This window comes from Polaribacter sp. Z022 (genome assembly GCF_023555495.1).
Lineage (GTDB): Bacteria > Bacteroidota > Bacteroidia > Flavobacteriales > Flavobacteriaceae > Polaribacter.
In genome coordinates, this window is sequence record NZ_JALCZO010000005.1 from 1 (window position 1) to 21,006 (window position 21,006).

Sequence of the window (21,006 nt, forward strand, 5' to 3'; positions counted from 1 at the left end):
CGAATACAGAATTCAAGAATTCTATTTTATTATTTCCAATATTAAATTCAGCATATTTCATTTTCGTTAATTTTTTTCACGCATTATTTACAACGGTTTTGTGTATGTTTCAGTTGCGTGGTTTAAGTATTAAATTTAGCAAATAATTACTGAATAGAAAATCCGATAGGATTTTCCCAAGTAAGCTAAAAGCAAGCAATTGAATATACACGTTGTTGTGCATAGTAATTTTAATTCCACTTATTTTTTTCAATATTGTGTTTCTCTGTTTCTTTTCTAATTAGTTTTCCGTCCTTGCTAAATGTTTTCACTATAGTTTTTTTCCTTTTATTTTCATAAATTTCATATTCTACTAACCTTTCTTTGTGGTCGTAATAATTTATACGATTATATTTCAAAGTTAAATTTTCATAAAAAGTCTGAATTACAAGTGTTCCATTTTCTCGATATTCTTTTATTTCAAGTGGTTTTCCATTTTCAAAGTTTCCGACAATTCTTTTCTTTCCGTTTTCATAAAAGTCAGTTTCAATTCCATTACAAGGTTTTTCACAATTTAGATATTTCCAGCGTTTTGAATGAAGTTCATTTCCAAATGAAAAGAGAATTTTAGGAATTATGATTGTGTCAATAGAATTTTCATTAATTATAGTTGAATAAAAACCTTGAGAAATCCAATTTCCACGTTTTGTATAATAAGTTACTGAAACTCCATTTTTTAATCCTGGAATTGAGTCAGTTTCAAATTCAGCTTCTACAAATTTATTCGTGCATTTATCTAAAAATTTAAAATCTAATTTTCCATTCTTGTCTTTTTGACTAAAACAAGAAAAGTTAATTAAAAAGAGAAATATTATTTTTTTGAGTAGGTTCATTTTTATTATGCACAACGGGTTATAAGTATTTAAAAATACATTTTTTTGGTTAAATTCTTCCGGATAATAAAAGTTTTTGTTCATTATTATCCAATTTATTTATCTTTTGTAAAGCAGCATCTAATGGATTTTGAATTTCCATTAAATCTTTACGTTTTACATGTGTGTAAATCATGGTTGTTTCTGGTTTTGCATGTCCCAATAAAGATTGTATATATCTAATGTCAACTCCATTTTCTAGCAGGTGAGTTGCATAACTATGTCTTAATGTGTGTGGGGTTACTGGTTTGTTAATATTTGCTTTTAAACAGCTCTTTTTTAGAAACTGCCTTACACTATCTGCTGTATACTTTCCTCCTTTTTGACCTTCTACAAAATAAGTTTTTGGGTTGTAAGAATGATAATAATTAGATAGCAATGGAAGAAAACTGTCTGCTAAACTAACATACCTGTCTTTTCTTCCTTTACCATTTTTTATAATCAATTGTTTTCTTTCAATATGAAAATCGTTGAGTTTTAAATTTACTAACTCACTAATTCTTAATCCACAAGAATAAATTAAAGCAATTATAGCTCTATGTTTTAGGTTTTGAGTGACTTTAATGATATTTAGAACCTCTTCTTGTGAAATTACATTAGGTAATTTCCTAGATTTTTTTGGTCGCTCTAATACTAAACTACTAATCTTTGTTTGTGGCTGAAAAACAATAAATAATTTTAATGCACTTATAAATTGTCTTTGAGAACTAATAGAGTAATTTCTTTCTACAAAAACTTTTTCAATAAACAACTCAACATCTCTATTTGTTAATTCTTCTAAGGCTTTTTTGGTGTGAAAATTTATAAAATCTGCTATGAAAAAAGTATAAGTTTGTATAGTACTTTTACTATATCTTTTTCCTTTTAGGTATAAATAAAAATTATTTAATAACTTTTTTTCTTCGTTGTTTAGTTTTCTTTTAAAAACATCTTTTTTAACAAGTTTTTGAGTGTCAATTATAGCTATGTTTTTAAAAAAATTAAAAACCAAAGCTAAATTTTCTTCACTGTCTTTTATGTACCAAGACTTAAGAGTGTAACTCCATTTTGTTCCATTAATTTTTTTAACGTTTTTTATTAAAAACTCGTTGTAATCAAACTTTATAAGAAGTTGTGCGGTTTTTCTATGAACTTTATGTTCTAAAAATATAGTAGGTAAATTTTTCATTCTTTTTAAATAGCACTTAAATTTAGTGAAATTTAATGAGATAATTAATTTTTAGTGCTAAACTTATCAAAAAAGAGTTAGTTAAATTTTGTTTGTTAATACTTAATTATATTTAGAATCTTTTACTTTTTTAGTTTAAAACACATAAATATTACTTGCCATAATTTTTAATGATTTTATTTTTTGTTATAGTTGTTTACTATTTTTATAATACAAACGTTTTAAAAGCTTATAGTCTTAATTTAGAGTTCAGTATTTAATAAATTTTCTGGGTTTGAAGTAAGTAAACTTAAATGTTTTGTTATTTTATTAACGTCCCAATTCCACCATTTTATCAATAATAATTTTTCAATTACTTCTGCTTTAAAACGCATTTTTATTTCTTTTGCTGGATTTCCACCAATAATAGAAAAAGGAGCAACATCTTTTGTAACTACAGATTTTGCACCAATAATTGCACCATCTCCAATTGTAATTCCTGGCATAATTGTAACATCATTACCTATCCAAACATCATTACCAACAATTGTGTTTCCTTTGGTAGGGTATGTTTTATGATCCATTGCACTTTGCCAATCTTCACCAAAAATAGCAAAAGGATAAGCAGAGGTAGATGCTGTTAAATGATTGCCACCATTCATAATAAATGATACATCAGAAGCAATCATACAAAATTTACCAATTATGAGTTTATCTCCTATAAAATCGAAATGGTATTTTACATTTTTTTCAAAATTATACACATCTTCAAAATCGTCATAATAGGTATAATCACCTACAATAATATTAGGATTTTTAATTATATTTTTTAAAAAGCATAATCTATTATATCCTTTTAAAGGGAATATTGTGGTTGAGTTTGGTGCAGCCATATTTATATCATTAAATTGTTAATAATGTGTGCAAGTACTTCGTCTTTACCTAGTACATAGTTAGACCATTTTGGATAAATTAAAACATCTGGTTGAATGCCTTGTGTTGTTTTATCTGATAATTTAAATTTTCTTTTAGAATAGGTAATAACTAACTTAGAGTTTGGTAAATTAAATTGACCCATATCTTGATAACCTGTAGGATTAGAACCTGTAGGTTGCTCAACAACTTTTGCATTTAACAATTGCTTAAAAAGAGCAGTATTACTTGTGCCTGCAGAAAATGTAACGTTTGATGTTAGTAAATAAACTCCGTTTTTCCAATCTACAGAATCTGCTAAATTTAATACATAAGCTAAAATTACACCCACATATAAATCTCCACCACCATTTTTACGTAAATCAATTACAAGGTTTTTTGTGTTGTTTTTAGCAATATATTTTACTAAATTATCTCCAAAATTTTGCATTTGATCAAAACTAGGATAACTTTTAAAATTGATATACACTGCATTTTTATTTTTGATAGGAGCAAACCATAAAAAATTGAATTTAGGATTTTTAGGTTTTTCTATTTCTGGTACTCCAATTTCTAATGTAGCATAATCTAATTGCTTTAGTTCAGTGTTTTTTAAGGCTGTAAATTGAACTTTAAACTCATTATTGTTTTCATCTAAAAAAGTAAAAAGTGCTATTTTTTTAGTTTTGATAATATTTAAATGATACAACAATTCACTTATAGTTAAATAGCTTGCAGTTCTTACAGTTTTAGAATATTTATTCTCTACAAATTGTGCAGTTTCAGAAATTTTGGAAGCAACTTCTGATATAGGAATTCCATCTACTTTTATTAACGTAGATTTTAAAATATTTTTTTTTGACGAAGGCGTTTTTACAACTCTCCATTTGTTTTCTATAAGCTGAATTTCAAAAGGAAATTGATGAACATCTAAATTTCTTAAAGATACTGCTGTGTGTCCATCACCAATTTTTTTAGTTAACTTCATTAACTCAATTATAGTCTTATAATCATCGCCTTTTTTAGAAAGATTTAAAATTTTTTGTGTAGATTTTTTAAATTCTTGTTTATTAATTTTATGATATAAATCGATATGTTTTTCTTCTAGTTTAGCACTGTATATTTTTAAATCTTCTTGCCAATTAATTTTTTGGGCAATTATTAATTGCGATAAGATACAAAACCCAATAAAAAAATAAATCTTTGTGTTTTTATGTTTATTCATAAGATAAATTTATAAAAATTGTTATTGTGTCTATATAAATTGATAAAAAAATAAAAGTTTAGTTACTTGTTTAATTCTTTTAAGATCTCAGCTATTAACAAAATTGAACTTTTAGTTGCTTCTGTTTGATTTAATGTACCAGATAAATAGATGTCTAAATTAGGACAATAATATAAAAAAGAACCTGTACTACCAGAATGTCCTATTAATTCTAGTTTTGGTAATTGCGGACTTAATTCATTTAAAACAATTTTTCTTAGCCCAAAACCATAGTACATTCCTTGGGTTTCTGAAACCCAATTTTGTATAGATTTTAATGTTTCTGGTTTCAATAATCTATTATTAAAAAGCGCTCTTTGAAAAGTAATTAAATCAGAAGTTGTAGAAACAATTCCACCACCTGCCCAATCTGCAGACAAACTTTTAAAATTCGAAATTTCAAAATTCCCTACAAAAATTTCTGCAATTGTATTGGTCTTGTTTATTGGCTTAGACAGTAAATTATAATAAGAATGATTCATTTTTAAGGGTTTAAAAATATTTTGTTTTATAAAATCATGTAATTTTAATTTACTAACTTTTTCTATAATTAAGCCTAAAAGAACATATTCTGTATCTGTATAATGATAGTTTTTACCAGGTGTAAATAAAGGTTTCATTTTATTTTTTGTAAACTGAATACACTCTATAGAAGACCAAGTTTTATTGGGGTTTATAAAAAGTTGATTAATTACGTTTGGAGAGCCATCTATTGTTTGATCTTCGAAATAATCTGGCAGTCCAGATGTGTGTTGTAAAAGATTTTCTATTGTAATATTATTAGAATAATTAACACCTTTTATAACGTGTAAATTAGTTATTATATCTTCTGATAAATGCTTACTTATTTTGTCTTTAAACGATAATAAATTTTTATCCTTTAAAATGGCAATTGCAGTTGCTGTAAACATTTTACCAATGCTTGCAGTATAAAAAGGATTATTTAGTGTTACTTTATTTCCATTAGAAAACGTACCATTAACTAGTTCTATATTTATATTTTTAGAATGTACTTTTAAAAAAGCATTTTGTACTTTTTTATTTAAGGTGTTTTTTTCAAAAATCTGTTTTATATTAAATGTATGTTTATTTTGAGCATTCATAAATACTGAACATGTTAAAAATGCTATTAATAATATTTTTGTTTTCATTTTTCAAAATTTGTGTTTTCTAAAATATAATTAACTACAATTTTGTTTTCTTTATCTGATAAAATATATTTTGCATTTTTTAAAAAGACTACTTCTTTTAAAGAAGGGAATCTTTTTTTTGCTTTATTAATCAATAATTTTCCATTGTAAATAAAATTATCTTCAGAAGCAATTATGTATAAAGGTGTATTAATTAAACTTGCTTCTTGTTCTGAGATTAATGGAAATTTATAAGAACTTAAATTACTAGTTTGTATTTTTTTTGATAAATATTTTAAGGATAAATCATTTATTGTTGGGTATAGCTTGTTGTATATTTTATTTAAATATTTATCGTTATTAAAATTTTTATAACATATTAAAGGAATTAATAAGTGTGATGCTACTTTAAAATAATTCCATTTTATAACTCCTGTTGGATTTATTAAAAATGCTTTTTTAATTCTTTTAGAATTTGTTGTTAACGTTTTAAAGCCAATATAACCACCTAATGAAATTCCTACAAAATAAGCATTGTATACTTGTAAACGAGATAAAACCTCGTAAAACCATTTACTATGGTCTTTTTTAAAAGGATTTAAATGAAACGCATCACTTAAATTGGGTTCATTTAAAATATCAATAGCATAAATTTTAAAATGCTTTTCTAATCCTCTTATAGTTTGTATTGCAAATGGTGCACAACCAAAAAAGCCATGCACCAATATTAAAGGGGGTTTTTTATTGTTTTCTAAAATAATAACATTAGTATCTCCAAAAGATGTTTCAACAGTTTGTAGTTCAAAATCTAAATCTAAATTATCTAATTCTTGATAGTATAAATTTAATATTTGTGTTCTCTCTGTATTTCTAATTTTGGACTTCATTTTGCTATTAAAACCAGTTAAACCCTACACTTAATCCAAAAGAAACAGCATCTCTATGTTGGTTATTGTCTAGATTAACTCTTCCCATTAACACTTTACTTTGAATGTTCATTGCAAAGTTTTCTTTTTGATAAAACTCATAACCTACACCAACAGATACAATTTTACCAAAATTCCAATCATCATTTATATCACTAATATCATATAAAGCTGGAGAATCTATAGCTAATCCTAAACCACCATTTAACCACCATTTGTTAGAAAACCAATATTGTACTCCTGTTAGAACTCCCCCAAAATGTCTGTCATTTCCTTCAAAACTATAAATAGACCCAGGTAAAGAAGCTGTAATAGCTAAATTTTCTTTTACCATATATCCTACTTTTAAATCAGGGAAAATCATAGTTCCTTCAGATTTGTCAAAAGTTTGAGTTCCTTCGCTGTTTTCTAAACTTATTGATCCTGCTCCAACACTAAATTCGAAAATAAATTTTTCTCTATTAGGAGTTTCTTGTGCATTTTGATTAAGCGTTACAAATGAGATTAGAATTAACGCAATTAAATTTAATTTGTTCATAGTTTTTTTACTTCTTGTTTTTGTGTTCATTTTTTTGTTTTTAAAATTTTACGCTGCAAATATGTTGCAGATTCTAAAGTGAATCGTTCTGAATTATATTTCAGTACTTATTGTTTAGAAGAATTATTAAAAAAGTTAATTAACTTTTTATTTCCATATTGGGGTGCAATATTATCTTTTGCCATTAGTGTTAAGAAAAACTCTATAGGTCCATATGTTTTTACACTGGTAAATTTTCTTAAACTCCAAATTGTAAATTTTCTAATACAATCTGGTAAATGTGTTATTTTTATAGGTTTATTATTAGCTTGTAAAGCCATTTTTCCAATTTCATTTAAGCTTAAAATATCTGGACCACCAACAGAAATTTCTTTTAAATTTTTATGTAATAAACCATAAATAAAGTGTGCTAAATCTTCTCCATGAATAGGGTTAAATTTTTGATTTCCTTTACCAAATAAGTAAACCCTCCCAGATTTAGCCATTTGTAAAAAGTCTTTCATATCAGAGAAAAAACCATTGGGCCTAACAATAGTGTACTGTAATCCAGATGACTTTAATTCGGATACAAATTTTTCTTTAGCTTCAAATATTTTTAGGTGCTTGTACTTATCTCCATTAATTGCAGAAACATAAACAAAATGTTTAACCTTTGCTTTTATAGCTTCATCTAGCAAATTTTTATTGGCTTTATAATCTACATCCATATAAGTTAAACCATCTTTTTGTCTAGTAATTCCTATAGTAGAAATGACAATGTCTATATCATTGCAGATATTTATTAAAGTTTCTGGTTTGGTAACTTCTGCAATTTTAATTTCAATATGCGATTCTGAAAATGCTTCTAGTTTTTTAGTGTTTCTAGCAAGTACTCTAGTTTGTTCTTTGTTTTTGTCTAAAACTTTTAGAATATGATTGCCTAAATAACCAGTTGCTCCTGCAAGTAATATTTTTCTATTTTTCATGATAATCTATTGAATTTTGAGAATGTTTACACTCTTTTAATTCCTTTAAGTGTTTTAATTATTAGAAATATATTCTTCAATTGCAGTTGTAATTAATACTTTTATTTCTGTCCATTTTACTTCATTTCCAACAAATGTTCCATCCATATTAGATATGATTACAAACCCTGCAGTACCATCTTTTTTAAGTTGTATATGAGAAGAAATACCTAAACTATTTCCTCCATGCATTAAATAATCATCTTTCATATACCAAAACAAACCATGGTTTTCTGCAAAATCTGTAGGTACAATTCCGTTTTGTAATTGTGCTCCAAATAATAATTGATAATATTGATTAGAAAATAAGGTTGCAGATTCTCCTCTTGCTCCACGCATCATTTCTAATAAATATTTGCTCATATCATTATTGTTACTGTATAAACCACCTTCTACATATCCATGATTTGCATAGTTTGGAAAAGGTGTGTTTGTATCATAATATAAAGTGGCCATATTTTGAAAATCTACTTGCTCTAAATTAAAAGTAGAGTTATTCATTTGTAAAGGATTTAATATGTAATTAGCTACATATTCATCATAAGAAATACCAGAAACATGCTCAATTATAAAACCCATTAATGATGTTGCATCATTAGAATACGCCCAAGTTTCTCCAGGTTCTGTATCTAAATAATTATCTAAATTGTATAAATCTCCATCTTCACTAAAAATTTCTACTAAATATTCATCTAAATCTATTTGTTCCATTTGCTGAATACCTAAATCATTTACCAATATGTTGCCAATAGTTGTGTCTATATTTTGCCCCATTAAAATGAAATAATTGCTACTTATGTATGTTTGTGGAACATCTATAATACCTGATGTGTGGGTAACTAAGTGCTTAATTTTTATAATTCCATTTGGGTTTTTAGGATTTACAATATCAATAGGTAATAAATCATTAATATTGGTTTCTAAAGTAAATAAACCTTGCTCAATTGCTTTTGCAGTTGCTGCACCCAAAAAAGTTTTACTTGTTGATGCTAAATTATTTAAGGTTTGATTTGTATATGGAATTTGGTTAGTAATGTTAGCATATCCAAAAGATTTTTGAAAAGCGATATTGTTGCCAATATTTATATTCACAGAAAAACCTGGAATATCTTTTGAGTCTAAAAGGGTTTCTAAATATTCGGTTAAATCTTCATTTGTTTTGATACCATCTAAAGGAGGGTTTGCTATATTGTCTTCATTGTTACAAGACATCATTAAAGTTGATATTGATAGTATTAGAACTATCATAAAATTATTAAGTGTTTTCATAATTATATTTTTAATTGATTTTAAATTTTAACACTGCAAAATTGAAGTATAAGTAAGTGTCAGTCGTTCTAATTTATAAATTAGAACACTTTAAAAAAGGAAGATGAATTTTTAAATAGCAGTTAAACACAAAATATATAGTTGTAAATATTTTGTGTTTTAAAGATTTAAAAAAAAGTAATTTGAGGTTTAATTTTTTTGAGACTTAACCCACTGACTTGGAGTTGTGCTTTCTGTCTTTTTAAAGTAAGTGTTAAATACACTTTTAGAGTTAAAACCACTATCATAAGCCAATCCTAAAATAGTAATGTGGTTAAACTTTGGGTTTAATGCAATGCTTTTAAAATGTTCTAATCTGTATTTATTTAAAAACTCGTTAAAGTTTATGCCCATTATTTCGTTTATAAAAAAAGAAAGTTTGTTTGGATGTAAATCTATTTCATCAGCCAAAATATTTAAACTTAATTGAGCATTTAAATATGGTTTATTCTTTTCAAAATAATCTAACAGTTTTATTTTGAATTTTTCTTTTTCTGCTTTTTCTATGGTGGTTTTAGAACCAATTTTAGTTTTTACAAGAGGATCTAAATCCTTTATTGAAAGATTAGATTGATGTAAAGTTATAAACTTGCTATTAGATTTTAGTTTTTCTAACAAGGGTTCATTTCTGAAGTTTATTATTTGTCCACGTTTTTGGTCTATATATATTTTTAATAGATTAAAAGCAATTTCTTTGTGGTTGGTATTTGCAAGAATAAACAATTTTAAAGGAGCCAATTGTGTGTCTTCTTTATCAGAATTAGTCCATTGTTCAATTTGATATTTAGGTATTTCTGAAATTCCTTCATTTATAACACTAAATAATAATTGATGTAAATCTGCAGTTTTTTGATTTTTTACAGCGTCATTAAATTCTTGTTTTCTATTTAACCAAATTAAACATAAACAATGTAAATGATTTGCAAGTTCTAAGTCTTGGCTATAATTTACTGCTTTTCTAATATAGTTTAAAGCTACTTCATATTCTTTTTTGAAATAATAAATATGAGCAATTGTGTATAGGTTATTTGCTGATAAAGGGTCTAGTTCTAGTAATTTATTTGCATAAAATAAAGCTTGTTTAAAAAAACCATTTGCAGTAAATAATTCTGCCATTGCTTCTAAACCATCTATGTGATTTGGGTTTATTGCTAAAACATTTTTTATATGAGAATAAGTAGAATTAAAATTCCATTCTCCCCAATAACTTTTACCAACAAAAGAAAGTGGGTATTCAGGTAATTTAGTGTCAATTTCTTTAGCTTTTAAAAAATTTCCAATGGCTAATTCTATACCTTCTTCATAAGGCATAAATCCCCATGTAGCTAATAAACCATAACATTGTAAGTTTGCATAATAAGCTTTAGCGTAATTTTTGTCTGCTTCAATTGCTTTATCATAATAATTAATTGCAATTGTTAAAGATTCTGGTGTCCATTGTAGTTGCGAATAACGTCCTTTTAAAAAAAGTTCATATGCATCAATACTATTAGTTGTTTTTTTAACTAAATGATCTTGTATATCAAAATGCCCAAAATTATTTCTGACTTCATTGGCAATTAATAAGCTAATTTCATCTTGTAATTTAAAAATATCTAAAAGTTCTTTATCAAAATTTTTAGACCAATAATGGGTGCCTTCTCTTGTATCTATTAATTGTGCAGTAATTCTTACTCTATTCTTATCTTTTCTTACACTACCTTCTAAAATGGTAGAAACATTTAATTGTTTACCAACTTTTCTTAAGTCTATATTTTTTCCTTTAAAGGCAAAAGATGATGTTCTTGCTATAACTTTTAAATGCTCAATTTTAGTTAAAGCATTAATAATTTCTTCGGTTATACCATCACTGAAATATTCATTTTCTAAATCATTGCTCATGTTTACAAAAGGTAAAACTGCAATGGATTTGTTATTTTTCATTTTTCAATAACTTTTTTTCTAATTTATTTAAAAACTTGAAATCTCTGTTCAATTTAAATACATGTTACATTATGATAACGATAAAATCTATCTTTTGTAACAAGAAAACAATAATTTATTTAATTATTAACCTGTTTTAAATTGATGTCTAAATATAAGATTTTATATTTTAGTTCAACTTGTGTGAAAAGTTATCCTAGGACTTTTATTTTATAATTATAATTCTTTTTTACTCCTCGCTTTTAATATTGATAAATTATTTTTTGTTACAAACTATTCAATTTACCTATACATGAACCATACAAAATGTGTTTTATGTCTTTATTTAATAGTATTTAATGTAAATTAGTAACCAAACAATACACAAATTAAAATGTATAGATTATTCTCGCTGATTTTTATTTTTTTACTTTCTGTTACAACTTTAGCTCAAGAGTTGCCACCTATTGCAACATATACTGCAAAAGATTATAAGGCAGAAAATCAAAATTGGGCTATATCACAATCTGAGGCAAAATTTATTTATGTAGCAAATAATAAAGGTTTGTTAGAGTTTAATGGAGCAGATTGGGTATTGTATCCTACACCCAATGAAACAGTAATGAGATCTGTTAAGGTTTTAGGAGATAAAGTATTTACTGGTTTTTATATGGATTTTGGTTTTTGGACTAAAAATGTTTATGGAAATTTAGTTTACAACTCAATAGCCAAGAAAGAGAATATTAAAATGTTAGAAGATGAACAAATATGGAGTATCATAGAAATAGATGGTTGGGTTCTCTTTAAATCTTTAGAAAGAATTTATTTATATAATTTAGATTCTAAGGAAGTAAAAATCATTGAGTCTGAATTTAGAATAATTACTTTATCTAAAGTAAATGATGTCATTTATTTTCAAGAAGCTAATAAAGGTTTGTTTAAAATAGAAAATGGTGTTCCTAAATTAATATCTGATCATAAAGTATTAAGAAATAATATAGTAGTAGAAATTTTTGAGAAAAATGAAAAGTTGTTGATTTTAACTCAAAAAGCAGGTTTTTACTTTTTAGATGAAGGTGAAATTGTTAGGTGGGAAACGCCTTCTGAGGCAAAGTTGAAAGATGTTACAGTTTATAGTGCTAAACTTTTAAAAAACAATGATTATGCTCTTGGAACAATTTCTGATGGTTTTATTTTACTAAACAGTGATGGAGAGATAAATTATCAAGTTACACAAAAGTCTGGTTTAAATAATAATACAGTTTTATCAGTATTTGAAGATATTGATAATAATATTTGGTTGGGTTTAGATAATGGAGTCAATTCCATAAATAGTACTTCACCTTTTAAAATTTATAATAATAACGATTTTATTGGTACAATTTACGCCTCTATTGTTTTTAATAATACGCTCTATTTAGGTACCAATCAAGGGCTCTTTTACAGAGAAAAAAACTCTAAAGAAAGTTTTAAATTGGTAGAAGATACTCAAGGTCAGGTATGGAGTTTATCTGTAATAGATGGTAAGTTATTTTGCGGTCATACTTCTGGAACTTTTATTATCAATGCAAATAAATCTAAGTTAATTTTTAACAAAGAAGGTACATGGAAATTAAGTAGAATAAGTGATAATTTAATTCTTCAAGGATGTTATGATGGTTTATATGTTTTAGAAAAGAAAAATAACACATGGAGTTTTAGAAATAAAATAACGGGTTTTAATAACTCAAGTAGGTTTTTTGTAAAATACAATAATAAAATATTTGTAAATCATGAGTACAAAGGGGTTTTTAAACTTGTTTTAGATAATGATTTGCAAAAGGTTGAAAGTGTTAGTTTAGAACAATCAATTACCAAAGGGCTTCACTCTTCGTTAATTTCTTATAAAAATAAAATGCTTTATTCTAGTAAAAATGGCGTGTTTTTGTATGATGATAAAAACGAAACATTTAAAAAAGATAGTGTTTTTAGTCAGTTAATAGATAGTGATAATTACTTATCAAGTGTTTTAGTGCTTAATAAATCTAACAATGTTCTTTGGTCTTTTTCAAAAGAAAATATTAAATATTTAATACCAGGTAAATTAAGTAATAAGCCAACTATAAAAAGTATTCCAATATCAGAAACTGTTTTAAGATCTGCTCCAGGTTTTGAAAATATAATTCATTTAAACAATGAAAACTATTTAATTGGTGCTACTAATGGGTATTTAGTTGTTAATTTAAATAAAGTTGTTAAGTCTAGTGAAAATAATATCCAAATTAACAAAGTGAATAATTTTGTGTTAGATATGCCTAAGACAAGTGTAGGTTTGTCAACAAAAAAAGAGTTTACTTCTAAAGAAAATAATTTTGAATTTTTCTATAGTGTACCAAATTATAACAGTACTACAAGTATAAAATATCAGTATCGATTACTGGGGCAAAATAAAATTTGGAGTGTTCCATCAGAATCAAAATCTGTTCTTTTTGAAAACATTTCTTATGGTAGCTACACATTTAAAGTAAGGGCAGTTGTAGGTGGTAAATTAAGTAATAATGAAGCTGCTTTTAGTTTTGTAATAGATAAGCCTTGGTATATTTCAAATACTTTTATTACTATTTATGTGCTTTTATCCTTATTTGCTCTTTATTTAGTTCATGTTGCTTCTAAAAGATATTATAGAAAACAGCGTAAAGAATTGTTAGAAAAAGCAAATAAAGAACTAGAATTAAAAGAATTAGAGAGTTCTCAGCAAATCATAAAGTTAAATAATGATAAGTTAAGACATGATATTGAAAGCAAAAATAGAGAGCTAGCAACATCTACAATGAATATTATTAAAAAGAATGATTTTCTAAACACTATAAAGTTAGAATTGATATCTGGTGGAGAAAAAAATGTTGCTAAAGTTATTAAGATAATAGATAAGAACTTAAACAATACAGACGATTGGAAAATGTTTCAAGAAGCATTTAATAACGCAGATAAAAATTTTCTTAAAAAAGTTAAAGACAAGCACCCAAATTTAACCCCAAATGATTTGAGATTATGTGCCTATTTAAGGCTTAATTTATCTTCTAAAGAAATAGCTCCTTTGCTTAATATTTCTCCAAGAAGTGTAGAGGTTAAAAGGTATAGATTAAGAAAAAAGATGGAGTTGCCTCATGATTCTAACTTAACAAATTATATTTTAGAAATATAACACCCAAACAAACAGCTTTTAATACACAACATTACCTATACAGAGTTAAAATAGTATCATTTTACGGTAATTTTTAACACATGTTAAAACCCTTGTATTTATTAGGGAATTGATGATTTTTACTTGTTTTATTTACGATGTATGTTTTTTGTAGTGGCTGTTTTTATCATTTAACTAAATTTTAACTATAGTTTTATAATCAAATAATAAATCCTTAATTCATGAGAAAAAAATTCACATTATTACTCCTTTTATTTATAGGTATTTGTGCTTCTGCACAAACTATTAATGTAAGAGGTGTTGTTAAAGATGCTAAAACAGGTGATCCATTACCTGGAGTAAGTATAATAATTAAAGGAACTGTAGTTGGTACCGAAACTGACTTTGATGGTTTGTACAATCTTTCAAAGGTAAACAAAGGCGCAACTTTGGTTTTTAATTATTTAGGATATGCTGCAAAAGAAGTAGTAGTTAACAATCAAACTATTAATGTTTCTTTAGATGAAGCTGCAGAAGCTTTAGATGAAATTGTAGTTATTGGTTATGGTAGTCAAAAGAAAAAAGATGTTACTGGAGCAGTATCTGTTGTGGGACAAGAAACTCTTGATGAATTAAAACCTGTAGATGCTGCCCTTGCTTTACAAGGAACAACATCTGGTGTTACTGTAAACCTTTCTTCTGGAGCACCAGGAGCAAGTACTAATATTTTAATTAGAGGGGTAAGTTCAAACTCAAACAACCAACCTCTTACTATTGTAGATGGTTATGAAGGTAATTTAAACAGTATCAATCCAAATGATATTGAGTCTATAACTGTTTTAAAAGATGCACAAGCTGCAATTTATGGTATTAAAGGTGCAAATGGTGTAGTTTTAGTAACAACTAAAATTGGTAAGAAAAATAAAAAAGCAACTATTAAGTATGATACGTATGCAGCTTTTCAACAAACTACTAAAAAGTTAGATTATTTAAATGCTACAGAATACGAGTTACTTTTAAATGAAGCTTATGGAGCAAGTGGACAAACATTACCTTTTAGTAATGTAGGTTCTTTAGGTAAAGGTACAGATTGGCAAGATCAATTGTTTAATGATGCTTTATTAATGAACCACAACCTTAGTTTGTCTGGTGGTGGAGAAAACTTTAGATATTTTGTAAGTGCTTCTCGTACAGAACAAGATGGTATTATTGCTAAAGAAAAATCTAATTTCATAAGAAATAATATTAAAGTAAACTTAGGTGTAGATATAAGCGAAAAATTAAAGTTCTCTTTAAATGCAAATTACTATACAAGTGCTTCTCAAGGATTTGATAGTTCTCTATTATTTAATGGTTTAAATTATGCTCCTACTTTTGGTTTAGATGAAAATGATACAACTAACTTTTTAGGAATAGAAGTTGTAAACCCATTATCATTATTACAAAATACTTATGGAGAAAATAATGGAAATGGAATTGAAGGTAACTTTAAATTAGAATACAAACCTATTGAAGGATTAAATGTAACATCTAGAGTTGGGTATAAAATTTACAACGAAAAACAACGTTCTTTTACACCAATTCAAGATTATGGATCTAGTAAAGTATATAACAAAACACAAAGTTCTGTTTATCAATTTAAAGCTACTTCAACTTCTGTAACTTGGGAAACTTTTGCAACATATAATAGAACATTTGCAGAAGATCATAATGCTACATTTACAGCAGGTACAAGTGTGCAAAATGATTTGTTTGACGGTATTTATGCAACAGGTTTTGATGTACCAAATAATGCATACGAATTTGCAGATATTAGTTTAACAAATTCTCAAAGTGATCAAAGAAGTATAAACACAGGTTCTAATGATAAAAGGTTAACTTCTTTATTTGGTAGAATTCAATATGATTATAAAGGAAAATATTTATTCTCAGGTTTAGTAAGAAGAGATGGTTCTTCTGCTTTTACAGAAGACTTAAGGTTTGATACATTTTGGGCTTTAACTACAGGTTGGAAAATTTCTGATGAAGATTTCTTAAAAGATAATGAAACAATAAGTTTCTTAAAATTAAGAGCAAGTTATGGAGGCTTAGGAAATGAAGTTGGTAATAACTTATATAGATCTTTGTTAAATGGAGAAGGAACCTATGTTTTTGATGGTGCTTTAGTAGATGGTACTGCACAAGGAGCATTGTCTAATCCTTTAGCTCAATGGGAAACAGCAGAAAAATTAGATATTGGTTTAGATATTAATTTATTTGATGATAAAATTGCAATTGTAGCAGATTATTTTGAAGAAACAAGAAATGATTTATTAATAACAAACTTTCCAGTTTCTGGTCTTTTAGGAGTTAGTGCTCCAGGTGCAGGAAACCCAACTGTAAATGCAGGTACTTCTAAAAATACAGGAGGAGAATTGTCTATTAATTATAAAGCTATTGCAAAAGAAGATGTTAGTTTAAACTTAGCTTATAATGTTACTTACGTTAAAAATAGAGTAACAGAAGTAGAAAGTGGTGCATTCTTAGAAGGTGGTTCTTTTGCAATTGGAAATCCAGCTCCATCAAGAATGGAAGTAGGTCAACCAATTGGTTATTTCTATGGTTTAGTAACAGATGGAATTTTTCAAACTCAAGCAGAAGTTAATGCACATCCTTCTCAATCAGGTTTAGGTGCTTCAAGTACTTCTCCAGGAGATATTAGATATAAAGATACTAACAATGATGGGGTTATAAATTTTGATGATAGAGTAAATATTGGGAATCCTCAAGCAGATTTTTATATGGGATTCAATGTGTCTGCAACTTATAAAAATTGGGATTTTACAACTTATTTATATGCAGAAATAGGAAAAGACATGGTTAGAAACTTTGAACGTTTTTTACCTAATGTAAACAAACCAGCTTATTATTTAGATAGATGGACAGGTGCTGGTACAAGTAACTCAGTTCCAAGAGTAACAAATGACGCAACAAACAATAAATTATTTTCAGATTTCTTTGTAGAAGATGCTTCATTCTTACGTATGCAAAATTTGCAAGTTGGTTATAATTTTAATGCTGACTTGTTAGAAAAAGTAGGTTTGTCTAAACTAAGATTATATACTTCTGTAAATAACTTATTTACATTAACAAAGTATACTGGTTTTGATCCAACAATTAATGGTGGTGCAATAGGTGCTGGTATTGATTATGGTAATTACCCATCTGCAAGACAGTTCTTATTAGGTTTAAATGTTACATTTTAAAAATATAAAAGATGAGAAATTATAAACAAAAAATAAAATTAGGATTCATCTTTATGGCAAGCTTATTTATCTTAAGCTCATGTTCAGATGATTATTTAAACAACTCAAAGTTGTATGCAGAAGATTCTGAATCTTTTTTCAATTCTGAAGCAGATTATTACAATGCATTAGTAGCAGCTTACGATCCTTTACAATCAACATTTATTAATGTTTTAATGGGAGAAATTGCTTCTAATAACACACTTTGTGGTGGAGAAAGTGCAACAGATGTTCCAGGTTATCAACAAGTAGATGATATGATTCATACGCCTGTAAATGCGCAATTGCAAAATCTTTGGAGCTGGATGTATGGTGGTGTAAATAGAGCAGCATATATAATAGAATTTAAAGATAAAACAGATTTTACAGGGAAAGATGTAATTCTTGGTGAAGCTTATTTTTTAAGAGCTTATTACAATTTTGAATTGGTAAAATGGTTTGGAGACATTCCAATTAAACCAGAAGGAAGATTTGTTTTAGGTGATGAAAAAACAATTCCAAGATCACCAAAAGCAGATGTTTATGCTTTAATTGAAGCAGACTTAAAAATTGCTGTTGCCAATTTATCATATACAGCTCCACAAACGGGTAGAGCAACAAAAGGAGCAGCAGAAGCTTTATTAGGTAAAGTATATCTATATCAAGATAAATTTTCAGAAGCAGCATCAATATTAGAAAGTGTAATTAATAATGGTGGTTATGTTTTAGAATCTGATTACAATAAAATATTTGAATTTGCTGGCGAAAATGGAACAGGTTCTGTATTTGAAGTTCAGTATACAGATATAGAAGGAGCAGGATTTGGGTGCTTGCAATGTAGTGAAGGTAATGTTGCTGTAGGTTTTCAAGGAGTAAGAGGTTATCAAGGAACTTTATTTACATCAGGTTTTAGTTTTAATGTACCAACTCAAGAAGTTGTAGATGAATTTGAAGCTGGAGACAATCGTAAAGATGTTGCAATTTTAGACATTGAAGCATGGGCACAATCTACAGGAGCTTCTTATACAACAGGATATGAACATACAGGATATTTTAATAGAAAATATATTCCTAGAGTTAGAACTGCAGATGCAGCAGGAGATTTAAATATCACAAATCCAAATAATTACAGAGCAATTCGTTTTGCAGATGTATTATTAATGGCAGCAGAAGCAAACAATAGAAAATCTACTCCAGATGATACTAAAGCTAAAATTTACCTTAACAGAGTAAGAGAAAGAGCTTTTGGTAATGCAAACAATAACATTACAACTACAGGTTCTAATTTAACTGCTGCAATTTATAAAGAACGTAGAGTTGAATTAGTTGGAGAAGGTCATCAATTTTTTGACTTAGTAAGAACAGGTAGAGGAGCTCAAATTTCTGGTTTTACAACTGGTAAAAATGAAGTGTTCCCAATTCCTTTAGAAGAAATACAATTTTCACAAGGAAATTGGTCACAAAATCCACAATACTAATTTAGAGAAGTATGAAAAAACTTAAAACAATATATAAAGCATTAATTATATTTTTAATTGTTAGTGCTTGTACAGAAGAAGATAGAAGTTTAGACTTCTTAGAAAATATAGCTCCTCCATCAAATGTAGCTGCTACTTATAACTTAACTCAAGATAATTCTGGGTTGGTAACTATAACACCAACTGCAGATGGTACAACAATGTTTGATGTTGATTTTGGAGATTCGTCTCCAATTGCAGAAGGTATTGAACCAGGTAAAAATGTTCAGCATACTTATGCAGAAGGATCTTATAATGTTAAAATTATAGCTTATAATTCTAAAGGAGATGCTGTTGAAGCAACTCAAGATTTGGTTGTTTCTTTTAAAGCTCCTCAAAATTTGATAGCTACAATAGAAAACGATGCTGCAGTTTCAAAAAAAGTAAATGTAACTGCTACTGCTGAATTTGCTGCTACTTATGAGTTTTATTCAGGAGAAACAGGTGTAGATCAACCTGTAGCAACAGCAAATATTGGTGAAGCTTTATCTTACCAATATGCAACTGCAGGTACATATTCTGTAAAAGTTGTTGCAATGGGTGGTGCAATTGAAACTACAGAATACACTGTAGATTTTGAAGTAACAGAAATTTTAGCACCAATTGCTTCTGCAGGTACACCTCCAGCAAGAAATGATGCAGATGTAATTTCTTTATTTAGTGATGCTTATACAGATATTACAGATATAGATTACAATCCTAATTGGGGGCAACAAACTATTTATACTGCTTTTGATTTAGCAGGTGATGCAATGATTCAGTATAGCAATTTAAATTATCAAGGTATAGATTTTGCAAATAATGTTCAAGATGCGTCTTCTATGGAAACTCTTCATATAGATATTTGGACAGCAGATGCTACATCAATTGATATTTATCCAATTAGTTCTACTTCTGCAGAATATTTTGTAACAAAACAATTAGTAGTAGATCAATGGAATAGTTTTGAAATTCCATTATCAGAATTCACAGATCAAGGATTGGTTATTTCAGATTTAAAACAATTTAAATTTGTTGGGTCAGGTTCTGTTTTTATAGATAATCTATACTTTCATAAACCACCTTCTAGTGGAGTTTCTACTTTAATTGTTCAAGATTTTGAAGGTGCTGCACCAGCATTTACAGATTTTGGTAATATTGCTCCAATAGAAGTAGTTGCTAACCCAGATACTTCAGGAATAAATTCAACTTCATTAACTGCTAAAATGGTAAAATCTGCAGGAGCAGAAACTTGGGCAGGAGCATTTTTTGATGTTGCAACACCAATAGATCCTGTAAATTATAATAAAATTACTATTAAAACTTATACTGCTAAAACTGGTGCAACTGTAAGGTTTAAAATGGAAAATTCTGCAGATAATACTCAATTTCATGAAGTAGATGCAACTACAACTGTTGCTAATGGTTGGGAAGAATTAAGCTTCGATATTTCAAGTGCAAATACAGCATTTACTTATGATAGATTGGTAATCTTCTTCGATTTTGGAAATTCAGGTGATGACACTGTGTATTATTATGATGAGGTTACTTTGGTAAATAATACTGGAGGTGGATCTAACCCAGCAGTAGTTTTTCAAGATTTTGAAGGTACTGCACCAGCATTTACAGACTTTGGTAATATTGCCCCAATAGAAGTAGTTGCAAATCCAGATGCATCTGGAGAAAATACAACTAGTATGGTAGCTAAATTGGTAAAATCTGCAGGAGCAGAAACTTGGGCAGGAGCATTTTTTGATGGAGCAGCTTTAGATGTAGCAAATTACAGTAAAGTAACTGTTAAAACGTACTCTCCTAAATCTGGTGCAACTGTAAGATTTAAAATTGAAAATTCTGCAGATAATACTCAATTTGTAGAAGTAGATGCAACAACATCTGTTGTAAATGGTTGGGAAGAATTAACTTTTGATATTTCTTCTGCATCAGCAAGTATAACCTATGATAGAATAGTAATATTCTTCGATTTTGGAAATTCAGGTGATGATTCTATTTATTATTATGATGAATTAGCCTTAACTAACTAA

At 27.5% G+C, this 21,006-nt stretch carries 14 protein-coding genes; 4 read left to right on the forward strand and 10 right to left on the reverse strand.

Translation table 11 applies throughout. The features are described 5' to 3' along the window. Positions 1–230: 230 nt before the first annotated feature. The 10 genes from MPF13_RS11810 to MPF13_RS11855 form a co-directional block, all read right to left on the reverse strand. Positions 231–956 (reverse strand): toxin-antitoxin system YwqK family antitoxin, encoded by a 726-nt coding sequence (locus MPF13_RS11810; protein WP_249982753.1) that lies wholly within the window; start codon positions 954–956, stop codon positions 231–233. Beyond that, entirely contained in the window at positions 922–2,079 is a 1,158-nt protein-coding gene (gene xerA / locus MPF13_RS11815; RefSeq protein WP_249982754.1) for a site-specific tyrosine recombinase/integron integrase, read from the reverse strand. Before xerA ends, MPF13_RS11810 begins: the two co-directional genes overlap by 35 nt. 242 nt (positions 2,080–2,321) lie before the next feature. Further along, entirely contained in the window at positions 2,322–2,951 is a 630-nt protein-coding gene (locus MPF13_RS11820; RefSeq protein WP_249982756.1) for a CatB-related O-acetyltransferase, read from the reverse strand. 2 nt (positions 2,952–2,953) lie between these two features. Then, positions 2,954–4,195, reverse strand: a complete 1,242-nt coding sequence (locus MPF13_RS11825) for a S41 family peptidase (RefSeq protein WP_249982757.1) — start codon at positions 4,193–4,195, stop codon at positions 2,954–2,956. A 62-nt stretch (positions 4,196–4,257) separates the two neighbouring features. Continuing rightward, a complete protein-coding gene (locus MPF13_RS11830) occupies positions 4,258–5,385 on the reverse strand; it encodes a serine hydrolase domain-containing protein (RefSeq protein WP_249982759.1) in 1,128 nt (375 codons plus the stop codon). Further along, the gene (locus tag MPF13_RS11835) at positions 5,382–6,251 is read right to left on the reverse strand and encodes an alpha/beta fold hydrolase (protein ID WP_249982760.1); all 870 of its coding nucleotides are present in this window, start codon (positions 6,249–6,251) and stop codon (positions 5,382–5,384) included. The genes MPF13_RS11830 and MPF13_RS11835 overlap by 4 nt, the downstream gene beginning before the upstream one ends. A gap of 7 nt (positions 6,252–6,258) precedes the next feature. Next, complete coding sequence (locus MPF13_RS11840; RefSeq protein WP_249982762.1) at positions 6,259–6,858, reverse strand: hypothetical protein; 600 nt, start codon at positions 6,856–6,858, stop codon at positions 6,259–6,261. A 77-nt stretch (positions 6,859–6,935) separates the two neighbouring features. Then, positions 6,936–7,793 carry an SDR family oxidoreductase gene (locus MPF13_RS11845; RefSeq protein WP_249982763.1) on the reverse strand — a complete coding sequence of 286 codons (858 nt, stop codon included), beginning with the start codon at positions 7,791–7,793 and terminating at the stop codon, positions 6,936–6,938. A 54-nt stretch (positions 7,794–7,847) separates the two neighbouring features. Further along, on the reverse strand, positions 7,848–9,101 hold the full coding sequence (locus MPF13_RS11850; RefSeq protein WP_249982764.1) for a serine hydrolase domain-containing protein: 1,254 nt from the start codon (positions 9,099–9,101) through the stop codon (positions 7,848–7,850). A gap of 189 nt (positions 9,102–9,290) precedes the next feature. After that, positions 9,291–11,063 (reverse strand): helix-turn-helix domain-containing protein, encoded by a 1,773-nt coding sequence (locus MPF13_RS11855; protein ID WP_249982766.1) that lies wholly within the window; start codon positions 11,061–11,063, stop codon positions 9,291–9,293. A 373-nt stretch (positions 11,064–11,436) separates the two neighbouring features. On the opposite strand from MPF13_RS11855, the gene MPF13_RS11860 reads away from it, so the two are divergent. The 4 genes from MPF13_RS11860 (at position 11,437) to MPF13_RS11875 (ending at position 21,006) form a co-directional block, all read left to right on the forward strand. Next, the gene (locus MPF13_RS11860; protein WP_249982767.1) at positions 11,437–14,226 is read left to right on the forward strand and encodes a helix-turn-helix and ligand-binding sensor domain-containing protein; all 2,790 of its coding nucleotides are present in this window, start codon (positions 11,437–11,439) and stop codon (positions 14,224–14,226) included. Between the two features lie 221 nt (positions 14,227–14,447). Further along, complete coding sequence (locus MPF13_RS11865) at positions 14,448–17,450, forward strand: SusC/RagA family TonB-linked outer membrane protein (RefSeq protein WP_249982769.1); 3,003 nt, start codon at positions 14,448–14,450, stop codon at positions 17,448–17,450. An 11-nt stretch (positions 17,451–17,461) separates the two neighbouring features. After that, positions 17,462–18,946, forward strand: coding sequence for a RagB/SusD family nutrient uptake outer membrane protein (locus MPF13_RS11870; RefSeq protein ID WP_502924409.1), 1,485 nt, complete (start codon positions 17,462–17,464; stop codon positions 18,944–18,946). An 11-nt stretch (positions 18,947–18,957) separates the two neighbouring features. Beyond that, positions 18,958–21,006 (forward strand): PKD domain protein, encoded by a 2,049-nt coding sequence (locus MPF13_RS11875; protein ID WP_249982770.1) that lies wholly within the window; start codon positions 18,958–18,960, stop codon positions 21,004–21,006.

Coding starts and splice junctions, on each gene's coding strand:
- MPF13_RS11810 (WP_249982753.1), bottom strand. CDS start 956: ATGAACAAAAACTTTTATTATCCGGAAGAATTTAACCAAAAAAATGTA.
- xerA (WP_249982754.1), bottom strand. CDS start 2,079: ATGAAAAATTTACCTACTATATTTTTAGAACATAAAGTTCATAGAAAA.
- MPF13_RS11820 (WP_249982756.1), bottom strand. CDS start 2,951: ATGGCTGCACCAAACTCAACCACAATATTCCCTTTAAAAGGATATAAT.
- MPF13_RS11825 (WP_249982757.1), bottom strand. CDS start 4,195: ATGAATAAACATAAAAACACAAAGATTTATTTTTTTATTGGGTTTTGT.
- MPF13_RS11830 (WP_249982759.1), bottom strand. CDS start 5,385: ATGAAAACAAAAATATTATTAATAGCATTTTTAACATGTTCAGTATTT.
- MPF13_RS11835 (WP_249982760.1), bottom strand. CDS start 6,251: ATGAAGTCCAAAATTAGAAATACAGAGAGAACACAAATATTAAATTTA.
- MPF13_RS11840 (WP_249982762.1), bottom strand. CDS start 6,858: ATGAACACAAAAACAAGAAGTAAAAAAACTATGAACAAATTAAATTTA.
- MPF13_RS11845 (WP_249982763.1), bottom strand. CDS start 7,793: ATGAAAAATAGAAAAATATTACTTGCAGGAGCAACTGGTTATTTAGGC.
- MPF13_RS11850 (WP_249982764.1), bottom strand. CDS start 9,101: ATGAAAACACTTAATAATTTTATGATAGTTCTAATACTATCAATATCA.
- MPF13_RS11855 (WP_249982766.1), bottom strand. CDS start 11,063: ATGAAAAATAACAAATCCATTGCAGTTTTACCTTTTGTAAACATGAGC.
- MPF13_RS11860 (WP_249982767.1), top strand. CDS start 11,437: ATGTATAGATTATTCTCGCTGATTTTTATTTTTTTACTTTCTGTTACA.
- MPF13_RS11865 (WP_249982769.1), top strand. CDS start 14,448: ATGAGAAAAAAATTCACATTATTACTCCTTTTATTTATAGGTATTTGT.
- MPF13_RS11870 (WP_502924409.1), top strand. CDS start 17,462: ATGAGAAATTATAAACAAAAAATAAAATTAGGATTCATCTTTATGGCA.
- MPF13_RS11875 (WP_249982770.1), top strand. CDS start 18,958: ATGAAAAAACTTAAAACAATATATAAAGCATTAATTATATTTTTAATT.